This window comes from Brevundimonas diminuta (assembly GCF_039673845.1).
In the GTDB taxonomy this organism is placed as follows: Bacteria; Pseudomonadota; Alphaproteobacteria; order Caulobacterales; family Caulobacteraceae; genus Brevundimonas; species Brevundimonas diminuta_E.
On the sequence record NZ_JBDJMK010000008.1, the window covers coordinates 18,672 to 34,821 of the forward strand.

Genomic DNA, 16,150 nt, shown 5'->3' on the forward strand with positions numbered 1-16,150 from the left:
GCTTTCAGACCCGGATACGCCATGAAGACCGCCATCGCCGCCACCTTCGCCGCCCTGTTTCTCGCCGCCGCTGCGGCGTCTCCGGCGGCGGCCCAGGCCGTATCGGGCGGCTATGGCGGCTTCACCGCCCTGCCGAGCGCGGGCGAACAGCCCATCGCCGATCGCGAATACCGCGTCATCATGGATCTGACGCAGGGCGGACCGGACGACAAGCCGCTGAAGGTGCTGGAGCGCGTGGCCCGTCTGGTCAACATTCTGGACGCGGGCGGCGTCGACCAGCAGCATCGCAAGATCGTGGTGGTGATGCACGGCGGCTCCACCCTGTCGACCCTGACCGACGCCGCCTGGGCCGCCCGCGGCAAGGGCGACGTCAATCCGAACAGCGAACTGATCCGCAACCTGGCCGCCGCAGGCGTGCAGCTACGCCTGTGCGGCCAGTCGATGGTCGCCAACGGCCTGACCCCCGCCGACCTCAATCCCGCCGTCCAGGTCGACGTCGCCGCCCTGATGACCGTCATCCACCACCAGCAGCAAGGCTACGCCCTGGTCATCAACTGACCGGCGGCGCCCCATACAGGGCGGCCAGTTTCACCGCCCTGTATTAATCCTCGCGGATTTCGGGGCTGGCGCCCGACTGTCGCTCGAACAGCCGTCGATAGCGGCCTTCGGGCGCCCGTAGCAGTTGGTCGTGGGAGCCGTCCTCGACGATCCGTCCGCCCGCAAACACCAGAATCCGGTCCAGCGCCCGCACCGTCGACAACCTGTGCGCGATGACCAGGGCCGTGCGCCCGACCAGCAGTCGCTCCATCGCCTCCTGAATGGCGGCCTCGCTCTCGGAGTCGAGGCTGGAGGTTGCCTCGTCCAGGATCAGGATCGGCGCATCCGCGACAAAGGCGCGGGCGATCGCCACCCGCTGGCGCTCGCCGCCGGACAGCTTGACCCCGCGCTCGCCGACCAGGGTGTGATAGCCCTTGGGCAGACGCACGATGAAGTCATGTGCATTGGCCAGACGGGCCGCCTCTTCGATCTGCGCCTGCGTGGCGCCGGGGCGGCCATAGCCGATGTTCTCGGCGATCGAGCGGTGGAACAGGATCGGCTCCTGCGGGACGATGGCGATCTGTCGACGCAATGAGGCCTGCGTCGTCAGGCTGATGTCCTGACCGTCGATCAGGACGCGGCCGCCGTTCACGTCATACAGCCGCTGGATAAGCTTGATGAAGCTGGTCTTGCCCGAGCCGGACCGCCCGACCAGACCCACGCGCTGGCCCGCTGGCACAGTCACATCCAGCCCGTCGAACAGCGCGGCGTCCTGCCCCGCATAGCGGAAGGTCACGTCCTCGAACCGGATGGCGCCGTCGGTGATGCGGATCGGCTGCGCATCGGCGCGATCGGCCACGCCCAGCGGCTCGTCATGCAACTGGACCAGTTCCTCCATCTCGTTGACCGAGCGCTGGAGCTGATGGATGTGCATCCCGATCTCGCGCAGATAGCCGTTCAGCACCAGATAGCTGGTGATCACATAGGCGATGTCGCCCGCGCTGGCCTGTCCCCGCATCCACAGCCACAGGGCCACGCCCGTCACTGCCAGACGGATCAGCCACAGCAAGGCCACCTGCCCCGTCCCCATCCAGGTAAAGGCGGACCATGTGCGCCGCGTCCGCTTGCCCCACTTGGTCAGCGCGCGGGCGAGGAAGGCCTCCTCGCGCGCTTCTCCGCCAAAGGCCTTGACCACGGCGTTGGCGCCGATGGCGTCGGCCAGAACGCCGCCGACCTTTGTGTCCCACTGGTTCGACAGCCGCGCGATGGGCGCCAGAACACGCGTGGCCAGAACCACCGTCAGGGCGATATAGGCCGTCGCTCCCACGCCCATCACCAGCCCCAGCACGGGCCAGTGCAGCGTCAGCAGGATCACCGTCCCCGCCAGCACGGTCATCGACGGCAGCAGAGCCAGCAACAGGACATCGTTCAACGTATCCAGCGCCCACATGCCGCGCGTGATGCGCCGGACCGTAGAGCCGGAAAAGGCGTTGGCGTGCCAGTCGGTCGACAGCCTCTGCACGCGAGCGAACCCTTCCTGGGTCACATCGCGCATCATGTTCAGTGTCAGGGGAATGACGGCCCACCAGCCCAGATGCCGCAACACCACCATCGCCGCGCCCAGCAGGGTGATGACGCCGAACGCCATCCAGGCGGCCTGCGCATCGCCACGTCCGACCGCGTCGATGATCCGCCCGGCAAAGAGCGGCGTGAAAACCTCTGTCAGGGTCGCCAGCAACATGGCGCCGCCACAGGCGACGGCCAGCGCAGGAGTCCTGCGCCACAGGCGGAAGGTAAAGGCCAGCACCCGGCCCAGCACGGCGGCGCGCAGGGGCGCATCCGCCTCATCTTGATCTGTCATGAAAGTTCGCTGCGACAACGCGCAGCCCTTGGTTCGGCAATGATCGGAACGGCTCTGAGCCAGAGCCGGCAGGAAGGTCAGCGGTCGCTACGACCGCCGGGGCATGGGACGCCGCGAAGGCGCATGGTCTTATTCATCATCACGCCCTCCTTCCCTTGATCAGTTGGACTGCCTCGCCGTTAACAGAATTGAATCCCGTTTCGCAAGAGCGTTTCGTCTTTCACTCGTGGCCGATCATGCTCTTATGCTTGGTATCCCGCATGAAGACGACCACGATCAGCGAGAGGCCGATCATGACTGTCACATACCAGAAGTAAGCGCTCTCGTTGTTCTGGGACTTGAACCACAGGGCCGCGTATTCCGCCGTGCCCCCGAACACGGCATTGGCGATAGCGTAAGGGAGAGCAACACCTAAAGCGCGAACATGCGCAGGGAACAACTCGGCCTTCACCACCGCATTGATGGCCGTATAGCCGGACACGATGATAAGCGCGGCCAAGGCCAGCGCAAAGGCGGCAGGCGCGCTGTCTACCGTGGCCAGTGCGGTCATGATGGGGACGGTGAACAGCACGCCCAGAACGCCGAACGCGATCATCACAGGGCGACGCCCGACCCGGTCCGACAAGGCGCCTACGACCGGCTGCAACAGCATGAAAACCAACAGCGCCGCCGCGCTGATCTGGGTGGCCGCGTCCTTAGAAAAGCCCGAAGTGTTGACCAGAAATTTCTGCAGATAGGTGGTGTAAGTATAGAAGGCGAGCGTGCCGCCCGCCGTCAGCCCCATGACCAGCAGCGCCTCCTTTGGATGCTTGAGGATCAGCAGCGTGGCGCTGGACTTGGGCGCAGCGCGCGTGTCCTCGGCCTTGAAGGCGTTCGTTTCGTCCAGTCCACGGCGCAACCAGAACACCACCACGGCCAGGCCCGCACCGACGAAGAAGGGAATACGCCACCCCCAGGCGCCCAGCGCCTGTTCCGACATCACTGATTGCAGGACAATCAGCAGCAACAGCGCCAGAAGCTGACCGGATATCAACGTCACATACTGGAAGCTGGACCAGAAGCCGCGGTTCTTCGCCGTCGCCATTTCAGACAGATAGGTCGCCGACGAGCCATACTCTCCGCCCACACTGATCCCCTGCAACAATCGCGCGATCAGCAGCAGCGCCGGCGCGGCGATGCCGATCTGGTCAAAACCGGGCGTACAGCCGATCAGCAACGATCCGGCGCACATCAAGGTGACGGAAAGAGTCAGCCCCGCCTTCCGCCCCCGACGGTCGGCATAGACGCCCATGATCCAGGCGCCGATGGGCCGCATCAGGAAACCGACCGCGAAAACGGCCGCCGCGCCCAAAAGCTGGGCGGTGCTGTCATCACTGGGAAAGAAGACCGGCGCGAAATAGAGGGCAAAGGCCGCATAGGCATACCAGTCGAACCACTCGACCAGATTGCCGGTAGATCCGCCTATGATGTTCCTGAGACGCCTTGCATTGCTCATGGACGACATCATTCAGGCCCTACCGTTGCGTTTAGCCAAGCCAGAGTGACGCCAAGGATCACAGCGTCCCTCCCCTCTGCGCCGTTGTGCGACGACAGGATGCAGAATGATAGTCACAGGGATGCGAGCATCCGCCTTGTCTGTGCATCAGGGATGCCCCAACCCAAAAACAGAAACTGTTTCATTTTCATCTTGCCCAAACACCACCGTTATGAAAACGTGCCGTCAGGCTGACTTTCACGAGCGTTCTGGAGGGGGACATCATGAAAACGCACACATGGCTATGGGTCGCAATCGCGCTATCGCTGAGCGCCTGCGGGTCAAAGACACCCGCCGACAAGGGTACGGACCTGTCGAAGGCGAACACCACCTATCAGAATGAGCTGATGGAGCTGTTGATGGACGCCAAGCCCGGCTCGGTGATCGAGATTCCGGCTGGCGTCTTCGCCATCGACACGGAACTGAGCCTGGTGGTCGACGGCGTGACCATTCGCGGCCAGGGCATGGACAAGACCATCCTGAATTTCCGCAATCAGGCCGCCGGCGCTCAGGGCCTGCTCGTCACCGCCAGCAACTTCACCATCGAAAACCTGGCGATCGAAGACACCAAGGGCGACGGCATCAAGATCAACAAGGGCGAGAACATCATCGTGCGGAAAATCCGCACCGAATGGACTCAAGGACCCAAGACCGAGAACGGCGCCTATGGCATCTACCCGGTTCAGACCAAGAACGTCCTGATCGAAGACAGCGTCGCCATCGGCGCCTCGGACGCCGGGATCTATGTCGGCCAGTCCCAGAATGTCGTGGTCCGCCGCAACCGGGCCGAGTTCAACGTCGCCGGCATCGAGATCGAGAACTGCATCGACGCCGACGTCTATGAAAACGTCGCCACCAACAACACCGGCGGCATTCTGGTCTTCAACATGCCCCAGTTGCAGCAGGCGGGGTACCGGACCCGCGTCTACAACAACCGCGCCGTCGCCAACAACACGCGCAACTTCGGCCATGCCGGCACCCCGGTCGCCAGCGTCCCGGCAGGCACGGGCGTGATCGTCAACTCCAACGATCAGGTCGAGATTTTCGACAACGACATCGCCGACAACAAGACGGCCAACATCATCATCTCGGCCCTGTTCTCGGCAGGCTATTCCGACAGCGCCATGAGCGAGGACTTCGACCCCTATCCCGAAGCCATCCTGATCAAGGACAACCGCTTCAGCGGCGGCGGCAATGCGCCCGACGGCCTGGAATTCCAGGCCCTGCGCATCGCCAAATTCGGCCCGACCGGCCGGTTCCCCGACATCCTGTGGGACGGCTACGTCAATCCGAAGAAGCTGGTGAACGGTCAGCTTCCGGCCGAACTTCGCCTGTGCATCGACAACGGGGACGCCGGCGTCCTCAACATGGACGGGCCGAACAAATACGCCAACCCCAGCACGGACATCACGCCGCACCGCTGCACCCTGCCCCGGCTCAAGCCCGTCGTCCTGCCGGAAGCCTGACACGGCCCATGAAACCGCTTCGTCTGTTCGCCCTTGGCCTGCTGCTCCTGAGCGGAGCGGCAGGCTGCACCAAACCCCAGGCCGAACCCATGGCCGACCCGACCTTCTTCGCGACGGAGAACCCGAAATCCCTCCGGGACTGGGGCATGGTCCAGATATCGGACGGCGCCCTGGTTCTGGGCGCGCGCGTCACGCCCTATGACCTGACGACGCCGCTGTTCACCGACCATGCGCAGAAGCTGCGGACGATCTGGATGCCGCCCGGCGCGGCGGCCGACTATGACGCGAACGACGTGCTGTCCTTCCCCATCGGAACTGTCATCACCAAGACCTTCTTCTATCAGAAGGGTCGCGGCGGACGCGTGCTGCAACAAGCGGATCAGGCGACGATCCACGACGGCGAGGGCCTGAACCTGAAGCAGGTGCGCATGATCGAGACGCGGCTGCTGATCCGTCGCGATGACGGCTGGACCGCCCTGACCTATCTGTGGAACGACGCCCAGACAGAAGCAGTCCTGCACCGGATCGGCGCCGTGGTACCGCTGACGCTGGCGCGGGAAGATGGTTCGGAAGAAGCCTTTTCCTACATCGTGCCCAATGCGACCCAGTGTTCGGCCTGCCATGCGACTAATGTCGCCACCCGCGTCATCCAGCCGATCGGTCCCAAGGCGCGGCTGCTCAATCGTGACTTCGCCTATTCGGACCGTTCGGAGAACCAGCTGATCCATCTGGCCGCCATGGGCTATCTGAAGGGACTGGTCGCGCCGGAGCAGGTTCCGCTTCAGCCCTCATGGACCGACGCCAGCGCATCGACCGAAGCGCGCGCCCGCGCCTATCTCGACGTCAACTGCGGCCATTGCCACAACCCGGTCGGGGCGGCCGCGACTTCTGGCCTTTATCTGAACGCCTCGGCCCCGCTGACGGGATCAGCCGGGCTGTGCAAACCGCCGGTCGCCGCCGGAGCCGGAACCGGCAACCTGCGTTACGACATCGTGCCGGGCAAGGCTGAGGACTCCATCGTGCCCTACCGCATGGCCTCGACCCATCCGGCGGTCATGATGCCCGAGATCGGCCGCTCGACCCGCCACGATGAAGGCGTCGCCCTGATCCGCTTCTGGATCGACGCCATGGAAGGAAACTGTCAGTGACGACCGCCGCGCCCGCATCGACCGTGAAGGACCGGAACATCGGAACCGCTGCCGGCGTCCCGACGGCTGTAAACGCCCTTCGCACGACTTTCGAGGGCGGCCTGACCCGTGACATGTCCTGGCGACGGGACCAGTTGAGCGCCGTCCAGCGGATGATGATCGAGAATGAAGCCGACATCGCCGCCGCCCTGAAAGACGACCTGGGCAAACCTTTCGCAGAATCCTGCACCGCCGAGATCGACCTGGTCGCAAAGGATGCGGCCTACGCCCGCAAACACCTTCGCCGCTGGACGCGGCCACAGCGCGTGGCGACGCCGCTGGCCGCTCAGCCCGGCAGGAGCTTCGTCCATGCCGCACCCTATGGGGTCGCGCTGATCATCGGCGCCTGGAACTATCCCTTCCAGCTGGTTCTGGCCCCTCTGGTCGGAGCGATCGCGGCAGGCAACTGCGCCGTTATCAAGCCCTCAGAGCTGGCGCCGCGCTCATCGGCCCTGCTGAAACAACTGGTCGAGCGTTATCTTGATCCGCGCGCCTTTGCGGTGATCGAAGGCGACGCCGACGTCTCTACCGCCCTGCTGGACCAGCATTTCGACCTGATCTTCTATACTGGCGGCGAAAAGGTCGGCCGGATCGTCATGGCGGCGGCGGCCAGGCGCCTGACGCCGGTCGTTCTGGAATTGGGCGGCCAGAACCCCTGCATCGTCGACGAGACGGCTGATCTGAAGGTCGCCGCGAGAAGGATCGTCTGGGGACGCTTCCTCAATGCCGGACAGATCTGCGTGGCGCCGGACCACGTCTATGTCTCTGCCTCCGTCGAAGCCCGCCTGCTGGAAGAGCTGAAACGCGCGGTCGCCGACATGTTCGGCGACGATCCGCGACAGAGCGCGGACTTAGGCCGCATCATCAACCCGCGCCACGCCGCGCGCCTGCAGACCCTGCTGGGCGACGGCCGCGCCGTCACGGGCGGTCAGGCCGACATCGACGCCTGCTATGTGGCGCCCACCATCCTGACCGATCTGCCCGCTGACGCCGCCGTACTGAGCGAAGAGATCTTTGGGCCAATCCTGCCGGTTCTGCCCTATCAGACTCTGGATGCGCCCCTGGCCGCCATCAACGCCCGATCGCCGGCGCTGGCTCTCTATGCCTTCACCCGGAAACAGGCGACGGCTGATCGCATCATCGCCGCCACTCGCTCAGGATCGGTGACGATCAACGACACCGTGGTCTTCATGACCAATCCGAACCTGCCCTTCGGCGGCGTCGGCGCCAGCGGCATGGGCGCCTATCACGGGCGCTACAGCTTCGAGGCGTTCAGTCACCAGCGCGCAGTTCTCAAGCGCAACTTCGCTCTGGACGCCAGCATCCGCTATCCGCCGTTCAGCAGGCGCGACCTGGCCCTTCTGCGCCGCCTGATGTGAAGCGGAGCCTTTAAGCCCGCGTATCGTCGTTAAGATAGGCCGAAAGATATCGCTCCATCGCGATAGAAGCCTCTGCGAACATGCGCTCCGTCCACTCGGACCGGGCGTCGCCGCTGGTCAAAGTCTCGAAAGAGGTGAAGATTTCCGTGGCCATCCGCGCTACCGCCAGCGGCGTCTCCCCTCGAAAGCCGTCCAGGCCCTGTTCCCAGCGCGCAGCCAGATAGGCCGCGATCTGCGCATTAGCCTGTTCCTTGACTACCCGCAGTTCGCGCGTCGTCAGCATCAGGTGAAACAGCGGTCGATAGGCTGGATCTTCATTCAGCGTTTTACGCAGGGCCAGCATCACTTCCAGATGGCGCTCACGCCAGGTCATAAACTGCGGATCCTCCATGATCTCTGCGATGCGACCATGAAGTTGCGCCACAAGAGTTTCGAACAACTCTTTGTAAATGGAGAATACATTCGGAAAGTAGCGATAGATCGAACTGACCGGCACGCCCGCTTCCGCCGCGATGGAGCTGGTCGTGATGGCGTCCACGGGGCGTGACGCCAGCAGGGCTTCCGTCGCCGTCAACACACGATCAATCCGGTCGCGCGCCCGTTGCTGCATCGGGGCCGTTCTGCGCTCCAGCGCGGGGGTGGTCTCTTGCAGCACGCGCGGGGCCACGGACGTCATTCCTCTTCATTCAACCTGTAGGGCGTCTAACACGTCTCCACGCCCCTGTAAGCTGCACAGCCACACAGGCTCTTGCCAAACGGAATATTATTCTGTTTCGTAAATTTGCATAACGGGGGTCTGGGAGGGCCGTCATGTTCAAACTGGACTGCTGTCTGAAAGCGTCGCTCGCCGGCAGCGTGGCCTTGGCCGCCCTTGCCACGCCCGCATTGGCCCGCGCACAGGAAGCGACGGCGCTGGACGATGTGATCGTCACCGCTCAACGTCGTGAACAGGCCCTTCAGGAGGTGCCGATCACCGTCAGCGTCGTCACAGGCAAGGCGCTGGAATCCCTGGCCGCTGACGACATGGGCGACATTTCGGCCTTTGTTCCCGGCCTGACTGTGTCGAGCACCAGCCCGACCCAGGCCAGCTACAGCATCCGCGGCGTATCGACCTCGGACTTCGGAGTCGGCACTGATCCTGCGGTCGGCGTCTATGTCGACGGCGTCTACGCCGCGCGATCGGGCGCGGGCCTGCTGGCGCTCAGCGACGTCGCCCGCATAGAGGTGCTGAAAGGGCCTCAGGGCACCCTGTTCGGGCGCAACAGCGCCGCCGGCGCCGTCTCCATCACGACCAACAAGCCCGGCGACGACTTTGAGGCGCGCGTGGGCGTCCGGCTGGGCGAATACGACAAGCGCCGTCTTGAGGGCCTGGTCAATCTGCCGATCAACGACGCCATGGCCCTGCGGGTCAATGCGGTGGTCAACCGGCGCGACGGCTGGCTGATCGATGAGGTCACGGGGCAGGACTACGCCCGCGAGGACAACTGGGCGGCCCGCGCCGCCCTGCGCTGGGATCTTGGTCCCCGCACACAGATGATCCTGAGCTGGACCCATGACGAGATCGACCAGGACGCCCGTCCGGCGATCGGGGTCGCCCCCCTGCCTGCGTCGCCCGGCCTGCCGGCCTTTCCGCCCGACCCGGCGACCTACCTCGATCCGTTCAAAGCCGGCATCCGCAACGACGTCATCGACAACCATGAAACGCGCCGTCTGGACGAGGCCGTGCTGACCATCACCCATGCCTTCGGCGACATCGACTTCACCTCACTGACCTCGGCCCGCGCCTTCAAGACCGAGAACCGCGAGGACGAAGACGGCACCAACCGCCCCGAGCTGTATTTCGACACCAACAACCGCGAAAAGAACCGTTCCTGGTATCAGGAATTCCGCCTCGCCGGAGAAAGGGGCGCCCTGAACTGGATCGCAGGCGCCAGCTATTACTCCGAAAACGCCAAACAGCGCAGCGACACCTACGCCACCACCGACAGCATCAACACCATCCTGACCAATGCAGCGGGCGCCCCGCTGTTCTCCATGGCCGACATGATCCTGGACATGGCTGGCGTTCCGGCCAGTACGCTGGGACACAGCTGGCAGGAGGATATGATCAATGAGGGCGATTTCAGCGCCGCCGCCCTGTTCGCCGACGTCATCTGGTCCGCCAGCGACCGTCTGAACCTGACGTTCGGCCTGCGTTACACCCGCGATGAGAAAACGTTCAAATGGCTGAACGACCGCCGGTTCGCGCCGGGGCTGGACGCCGTGCTCAACGATCCGACCGTCAACTATGTGCTGGACGCCTACATGGGGCCGGCGCTGGGCTACCTTCATTCAGACTTTGTCTTCGACCTGTCCGGTCTGGCCGGCGTCGCCTGCGACAACGGCGTCACCGTTCAGGAAGGCGTAACGTGCGAACTGAAGGATTCATGGTCGGACCTCAGCCCCCGCTTCGTCGCCGACTACCATCTGACCGACGACGCCATGGTCTTCTTCTCCTACGCCAAGGGCTATAAGGCGGGCGGCTTCAACAGCGTCGAGGTCGCCTCGCGCTTCGACAATGAAGACGTCCAGAATTTCGAGATCGGCCTGAAGAGCAACATCGGTCCCGGCGCGCGCTTCAACGTCTCGGCCTTCCGCTATGACTACGACGGCAAGCAATCGATCCGCCTTGTCACCCATGCCGGTTCGACCGTGCCGCAGTATCTGGTCGAAACCAGCGACGACAAGGCCTGGGGACTGGACATGCAACTGGACGTCAACCCGCTGGAAGGGCTGAACCTGTTCGCCAACGCCCAGTATATCGACGCCACCTACAAGCGGAAAATGACTGACGACGGCGATCTGGCCGGACAGGCGACCGGCGAGCCACTGTGGTCCGGAGCAGTCGGTGCATCCTGGCGCCGCTCCATCGGCGGCGTGGGCTCTTTCGACATGCAGGTGATCCACGCCTATCGCGGCAAGGGGCGCTGCAACACCACCTCCACCGGTCAGGGCTCGTGCCTGAAAACCCCGTGGTTCGATCCGTCCGAAGCACAGAACCGGACCGATGCGCGCCTCTACTGGCGCACGCCCGACGAGCGGTATCAGTTCGGCGTCTACGTCAACAACCTGTTCGACAACCAGTATGTGACCAGCGTCAACAACATCACCGCCACCACCATGGGCACGCCCTTCGTCAACATCACCGAGCCCCGGATGTGGGGCGTGGACCTGACCTTCACCTACTAGGCTTCGGCCGCGTCCGGCCTCTTCAATTCCGGTCTTTCAGCCCTGAGGCCTCAAGCGCGACCAGACCGATCATGGCCAGGGCGCTGGCCAGTCCGGCGCACAGCATGGCCCGATGGAAGCCGCTCTCCATCGCAGCGGTATAGAAGCGCGCCAGATCTGGAACGCTGTCCGAAAGGACATGCTGCATGACGGCCTGATGCGCGACGGCCTGCGCATCAGGCGCGCCCTGCCCCTCGACGGCGTTCGACAGGACGTCGGTCGCGCGGCTGCTCATCAGCGCGCCCAGCAGGGCGATGCCGATCGTCATCCCGGCCTGACGCAGGGCGTTCATCGTCGCCGAGACCGAGCCCGCCAGTTCGGGCGGCGCCATCCCCATGACGACGATGCCCGTGCCCGGCACCGCCAGTCCGGCCCCCATGCCCAGCAAGCTGAACAACAGCGCCACCAGGGCGTATGAAGTCCCGGCCTCCAGCATGACCATGCCGGTCATCGACACGGCGATCAGACCATAGCCGACGATCATCAGCCAACGCACCGGAACCACCGCGCTGAACCGCCCGAACAGGACAGAGAACAGGCCCGTGGCGACGAACTGGGGCATCATCCGCCAACCGGTTTCGGCAGGCGACCAACCCTGAATCTGTTGCAGATAGATCGAGGCGAAGAACAGGCTGCTGTAATAGGCGAACCCCAGAATGAACGAGGCGCCGTTGACGATGGCGAAGGACCGGCGCCGGAACAGGGCGACCGGCACAAGCGGGCGACGGGCTCGCGTCTCGACCACCGCAAAAACGATGAAGCCCGCGGTCGCCAGTCCGATCAGCGGCGCGGCCGCCGCAAAGCCGCGCTCCCCGGCGTCAATCATGCCGTAGGCCAGCGCGCCCAGCGACAGGATGCTCAATATCTGGCCGATCGGGTCCATCGCCGCATGATCCGGATATTTGCGCTCGGACATGCCCCACATCCCCAGCGCGACCGCCGCCGCGCCCAGCGGCAGATTGATCAGGAAGATGCTCTGCCAGCCGAACCGGCTCAGCAACAGACCGCCCAGCAACGGCCCCATGATCAGCGCCAGCGCCGTGAACGCCGACCATCCGCCGATGACATGGGCGCGCTCTTTCGGATCGGAAAACAGATGGGTCAGGATCGGCATCGCCCCCGCGATCAGGAAGGCGGCGGATACGCCCTGTAACGCCCGCCCCGCCAGCAGCACAGGCAAGGTCGGCGCCAGCCCGCACAACGCCGAGGCCGCCGTGAACAGCGCCGCCCCCGCCAGCCAGCATCGCCTGTGCCCATAGCGGTCCGCCGCCGGTCCTGCCGACAGCATGAAGGCCGACAGACCGACGGCATAGGCGTTCACCACCCATTGCAGCCCCGCGATGTCGGTCTTCAGCGCCCCCTGAATGGTCGGCAGGGCGACGTTGACGATGCTGATGTCCAGCGTCGCCAGAAACGTGCCCAGAAAGGCGGCGCAGGCGGCGGCGCGGCGGCGATGAATATCCATGAGCGCTCCGTTTGACAGGACGCAGGGCCTGCCTGTAGGGCTCGAAATAGATATCGACCGACCGTCGGTCAATGGATTAAATTGGAGCCGCGCCCTCGATCTGGCCTAGAGAGTTCCCTCCCCCTTCGCCCCCGCCGCCCGACAGGACAGGAAAGGCCCGATGACCCAGAAAACGGCTCAGCCCCCTGCCCAATCACCTGTACAGCCGAACAGCTCGCCCCCCCGGGCGCCGCGCACCAAGCCGGCGGAAGTCCGTCTGGAAGAGCTGATGGCGGCGGCTGAAAAGCTGTTTCTGGCCAAGGGAGTCGAGGCGACCACGATCAGCGAGATCGTTCAGGAAGCCCGCGTCGCCAAGGGCACCTTCTACCACTACTTCCCGTCCAAGGCCGAAATGCTGGAGGCGCTTGGCGCGCGCTATACGGCCATGTTCATGGACCGGTTGCAGCAGGCGGTGGACGCCTGCCCGCCTGACGCATGGGAGGCGCGCCTGCGTCGCTGGGTTCACGTCAACGTCCAGACCTATGTCGAGACCTATCGCCTGCACGACATCGTCTATCCCAGCCACCATCACCACCACGACCGCGCCAACAGGAACCGCAACGCCATCCTGGATCAGCTGCTGGGCATCATAGAGGGCGGACGGCGCGCGGGCGCCTGGACGGCGGACCAGCCGCGGGTGCTGGCGCTGTTGATATATTCGGGCGTCCACGGGGCGACGGACGACGTCATCGCCGCCCGCACGCCCGACTGCACCGCCTTCGCCGCCGCCGTGGCCGACAACTGCCTGCGGATGCTGGGCGTCGCCGCCCCGGACGACCCCGCCGCCTGAGACGCGGGGCCGCCCTGGCTGTTATCAGGCCTTTTCCAGCGGGACCGTGGGCGTCACGTTTGGGAAGATGACCTCCACCTCGTCGTCGCTGACGTTCGAGGCCATGCCATAGGCGTTCACCGGCTGCGCCCGGTTGACCCACAGCGCATAGTACAGGTGATCGGCGCGCGGATCGTTCGTGTTCGGGTGCAGCAGGATCGTCAGCCCCAGACTGTTCAGTTGCAGCCACGGCACCAGGGTCGGCAACAGCTCATTGCTGAAGCCGAAATAGAAGGACGGCGTGACGTGCGGGCCGCGCGGCTCCAGGTTCCAGTTGCCCAGTTCGACAGGGAACCGCTCGATCGCCCACTTCCTTAGCAGGGCCGCCTTCTCATAGGTGTCTTCGTCGAAATAGATGTGGGCGTGATAGCTCTTGATGTCCGTATAGGCGCGCGGCAACGCCGGCAGGGTCTGCTCGCCCGGACGCAGGCTGACCGGCTGTGCGGCAGGCTCTTTATAGGTTTCGTAGCCCCACGGGCTGCGCCCCGAATGAGCAGGCGCAGCCGCCCGCAAGGGTGCAGCCGCAGCGCCTCTTCCGGTTGCATTCTGAGCCTGCGCCGTCCCGGCGCCGCCGACCAGTCCAGCCGCCGCGGCCAGGCCTGAGCCGACCAGCAGATTGCGCCGTCCCGGCGACAGCAGATCCGCCCAGTCCTGATCCGCCTGTGCGAAGGAATGCGTGTCTCGTGTTTTCGTCATGGTGTCCCCTGCTACAGAACCGACAGGGGCGATAAACAGCCGATCCGGATATGCCGCCTCGCAGCGCATCATCCCCTGAAACAGCTGGAACCACATAAGATCAGGTCATATCGGCGCAACGCAGTTTTCCTTATTCACGCGTCAGAGAAACTATCTCCACGGTCTGTTTCAGCCGGGCTGATCATGCCGCGAACCGCCTGCGCCCCTTCTGCACAGTCATGCGATGGAAACCCGCCACGGCGGTGCTGCGCGCCTTGATCGTGTCCATGAAGACCCACTCGCCGCTGACGCGCTCTGGCGTGATGTCGATCATCATGTAGCCGCGCCCGCTGGGCTGAGCCCACGCCATCTCGGGGTTGGCGGCGATGAAGGAACGGGCCGCGACCGAAGGCGCGACGCCCAGCTGTTTCTCGATGCCGTTGGAGGTCACCGCCTGACCGGCGAACTCGACCCCGGCCGGGCGGCCGTCCTCGGACAGGGAGTAGGCCCAGGCGTTATGGCTGTCGCCGGACAGCATGACCAGATCCGCGTCCGCCGCCTGCGCCGCCTTCAGAAAGCGTGAGCGCGCCGCCGGATAGCCGTCCCAGCGATCCATCCACATGGGCAGACCGACCCGGCCCGCGCGCGCAGCGTCGGTGAAGGAGCGGACGGCGCCTTCGTTCAGGTCCGGGCGCAACCAGCTGACGGCGTCCTGCGGCATGACGGTGCGGCCCATGATGGTGCCCATGCCCACGACCTGCCAGCTGGTGTTCCGCGCGTTGATCCGCAGTTCGCGCGCGAGCCACGCCTCCTGCGTCGAGCCGAGCATGGAGGCGGAGGCGTCCTGCCATACGCCGTCCCGGAAGGCGGTCAGGGCGGCTTCGGTCCCCTCGCGATAGGCGGCGCCGATGTCGGCCTGACGCGTGCGTCCGGTCAGGCGTGATTCCGTGCGGTAGAGGGTCGCCAGATCGCCGACCGGATAGGATTTCCACGGTTCCTCGGAAATCGGCATCCATTCCAGATAGGCCTGAACGGCGGCGGCGCGGCGCGTGCTCCAGTCGCCTTCGGTTGCGGGCTGATGGTTCTGGGCGCCGCCCTCCCAGCTATCGTTGGCGGACTCGTGGTCGTCCCAGACGCAGACCATCGGCGCCGCCGCATGCAGGGCCTGCAGGTCGGGATCAGCGCGGTAGCAGGCGAAGCGAAGGCGGTAGTCGGCCAGCGCCACCATCTCATGGTCGTGGGCCGGCAGAACGGCGCGCTCGGCGATGCGGTCGTCCACGGCGTAGGAGCCAATGCCGTATTCATAGACATAGTCGCCGACGTGCAGCCACAGGTCGACGTCATCGCGCGCCGCCGCATGGGCATAGGCGTTGAACCACCCCATCGGCAGATTGGAGCAGGAGAACAGGCCGATGCGAAACCGCTCGGTCCGGCCCACCGGCAGGGTTCGCGCCCTGCCCGTCTGCGACATCGATCCATCCGGGCCGATGAAGCGATACCAATAGGTCGTGCCGGGGGTCAGCCCGTCCAGGGTGATCTTGGCGGTCCAGTCGCGATAAGCGCCGGTGCGCACCACCCCGCGGGCCGCCACCTGACGGAAGTCCGGATCAAGGGCGATCTCGGCGTCCAGCCGCACTTCATCGCCGCCGCCCGAAGGCGCATAGCGGCTCCACAACAGCATGGAATCCGGCCCCGGTTCGCCGCTGGCCACCCCATGCGTGAACCCGGACGCGGCCAGCAGTTGTTGCGCCAGCGCCGCCCCGCCCGGCAGGGCCAGAGCCGCCAGCCCCAGTCCGCCGCCCATCACCAGCCGCCGCCGGTCAAGCCTCAAAGCCATCGATTATCCCCTGGAAATACAATCCGTGGCGGCCGCACCGTCGCAGGACGATGCGGCCGCCCGGTCTTCAGACG

General features: G+C 65.0%; 12 protein-coding genes. 6 read left to right on the plus strand and 6 right to left on the minus strand.

Annotated elements, in window-relative coordinates; all coding sequences use genetic code 11:
- Positions 1 to 21 precede the first annotated feature (21 nt).
- On the plus strand, positions 22 to 558 hold the full coding sequence (locus ABE454_RS09850; protein WP_346531281.1) for a DsrE family protein: 537 nt from the start codon (positions 22 to 24) through the stop codon (positions 556 to 558).
- A gap of 43 nt (positions 559 to 601) precedes the next feature.
- Here ABE454_RS09850 and ABE454_RS09855 read toward each other — a convergent pair whose 3' ends face one another.
- Both ABE454_RS09855 and ABE454_RS09860 read right to left on the minus strand, forming a co-directional pair.
- A complete protein-coding gene (locus ABE454_RS09855; RefSeq protein ID WP_346531283.1) occupies positions 602 to 2,398 on the minus strand; it encodes an ABC transporter ATP-binding protein in 1,797 nt (598 codons plus the stop codon).
- A gap of 220 nt (positions 2,399 to 2,618) precedes the next feature.
- Entirely contained in the window at positions 2,619 to 3,893 is a 1,275-nt protein-coding gene (locus tag ABE454_RS09860) for an MFS transporter (RefSeq protein WP_430826088.1), read from the minus strand.
- 263 nt (positions 3,894 to 4,156) lie between these two features.
- On the opposite strand from ABE454_RS09860, the gene ABE454_RS09865 reads away from it, so the two are divergent.
- Genes ABE454_RS09865 through ABE454_RS09875 form a run of 3 tightly spaced genes read left to right on the plus strand, consistent with a single transcriptional unit; the run spans position 4,157 to position 7,964 of the window.
- On the plus strand, positions 4,157 to 5,398 hold the full coding sequence (locus ABE454_RS09865) for a parallel beta-helix domain-containing protein (protein WP_346531285.1): 1,242 nt from the start codon (positions 4,157 to 4,159) through the stop codon (positions 5,396 to 5,398).
- Between the two features lie 8 nt (positions 5,399 to 5,406).
- Positions 5,407 to 6,546 (plus strand): SO2930 family diheme c-type cytochrome, encoded by a 1,140-nt coding sequence (locus ABE454_RS09870; protein ID WP_346531287.1) that lies wholly within the window; start codon positions 5,407 to 5,409, stop codon positions 6,544 to 6,546.
- On the plus strand, positions 6,543 to 7,964 hold the full coding sequence (locus ABE454_RS09875) for an aldehyde dehydrogenase family protein (protein WP_346531289.1): 1,422 nt from the start codon (positions 6,543 to 6,545) through the stop codon (positions 7,962 to 7,964). The genes ABE454_RS09870 and ABE454_RS09875 overlap by 4 nt, the downstream gene beginning before the upstream one ends.
- Before the next feature lie 10 nt (positions 7,965 to 7,974).
- Here the strand turns inward: ABE454_RS09875 and ABE454_RS09880 are convergent, their stop codons facing one another.
- Positions 7,975 to 8,640, minus strand: coding sequence for a TetR/AcrR family transcriptional regulator (locus ABE454_RS09880; RefSeq protein ID WP_346531291.1), 666 nt, complete (start codon positions 8,638 to 8,640; stop codon positions 7,975 to 7,977).
- Between the two features lie 134 nt (positions 8,641 to 8,774).
- Between ABE454_RS09880 and ABE454_RS09885 the strand changes: the two genes are divergently transcribed.
- A complete protein-coding gene (locus ABE454_RS09885) occupies positions 8,775 to 11,192 on the plus strand; it encodes a TonB-dependent receptor (protein WP_346531293.1) in 2,418 nt (805 codons plus the stop codon).
- Positions 11,193 to 11,214: 22 nt separating this feature from the next.
- On the opposite strand, the gene ABE454_RS09890 is transcribed toward ABE454_RS09885, so the two are convergent.
- Entirely contained in the window at positions 11,215 to 12,696 is a 1,482-nt protein-coding gene (locus ABE454_RS09890) for an MFS transporter (RefSeq protein WP_346531294.1), read from the minus strand.
- Positions 12,697 to 12,856: 160 nt separating this feature from the next.
- Here ABE454_RS09890 and ABE454_RS09895 point away from each other — a divergent pair, with 160 nt between their 5' ends.
- Positions 12,857 to 13,525, plus strand: a complete 669-nt coding sequence (locus tag ABE454_RS09895) for a TetR/AcrR family transcriptional regulator (RefSeq protein WP_346531296.1) — start codon at positions 12,857 to 12,859, stop codon at positions 13,523 to 13,525.
- A gap of 24 nt (positions 13,526 to 13,549) precedes the next feature.
- Here ABE454_RS09895 and ABE454_RS09900 read toward each other — a convergent pair whose 3' ends face one another.
- Both ABE454_RS09900 and ABE454_RS09905 read right to left on the minus strand, forming a co-directional pair.
- On the minus strand, positions 13,550 to 14,260 hold the full coding sequence (locus tag ABE454_RS09900) for a DOPA 4,5-dioxygenase family protein (protein ID WP_346531297.1): 711 nt from the start codon (positions 14,258 to 14,260) through the stop codon (positions 13,550 to 13,552).
- A gap of 181 nt (positions 14,261 to 14,441) precedes the next feature.
- Positions 14,442 to 16,076, minus strand: coding sequence for an alkaline phosphatase D family protein (locus ABE454_RS09905; RefSeq protein WP_346531298.1), 1,635 nt, complete (start codon positions 16,074 to 16,076; stop codon positions 14,442 to 14,444).
- Positions 16,077 to 16,150: the final 74 nt, after the last annotated feature.

Coding starts and splice junctions, on each gene's coding strand:
- ABE454_RS09850 (WP_346531281.1), top strand. CDS start 22: ATGAAGACCGCCATCGCCGCCACCTTCGCCGCCCTGTTTCTCGCCGCC.
- ABE454_RS09855 (WP_346531283.1), bottom strand. CDS start 2,398: ATGACAGATCAAGATGAGGCGGATGCGCCCCTGCGCGCCGCCGTGCTG.
- ABE454_RS09860 (WP_430826088.1), bottom strand. CDS start 3,893: ATGAGCAATGCAAGGCGTCTCAGGAACATCATAGGCGGATCTACCGGC.
- ABE454_RS09865 (WP_346531285.1), top strand. CDS start 4,157: ATGAAAACGCACACATGGCTATGGGTCGCAATCGCGCTATCGCTGAGC.
- ABE454_RS09870 (WP_346531287.1), top strand. CDS start 5,407: ATGAAACCGCTTCGTCTGTTCGCCCTTGGCCTGCTGCTCCTGAGCGGA.
- ABE454_RS09880 (WP_346531291.1), bottom strand. CDS start 8,640: ATGACGTCCGTGGCCCCGCGCGTGCTGCAAGAGACCACCCCCGCGCTG.
- ABE454_RS09885 (WP_346531293.1), top strand. CDS start 8,775: ATGTTCAAACTGGACTGCTGTCTGAAAGCGTCGCTCGCCGGCAGCGTG.
- ABE454_RS09890 (WP_346531294.1), bottom strand. CDS start 12,696: ATGGATATTCATCGCCGCCGCGCCGCCGCCTGCGCCGCCTTTCTGGGC.
- ABE454_RS09895 (WP_346531296.1), top strand. CDS start 12,857: ATGACCCAGAAAACGGCTCAGCCCCCTGCCCAATCACCTGTACAGCCG.
- ABE454_RS09900 (WP_346531297.1), bottom strand. CDS start 14,260: ATGACGAAAACACGAGACACGCATTCCTTCGCACAGGCGGATCAGGAC.
- ABE454_RS09905 (WP_346531298.1), bottom strand. CDS start 16,076: ATGGCTTTGAGGCTTGACCGGCGGCGGCTGGTGATGGGCGGCGGACTG.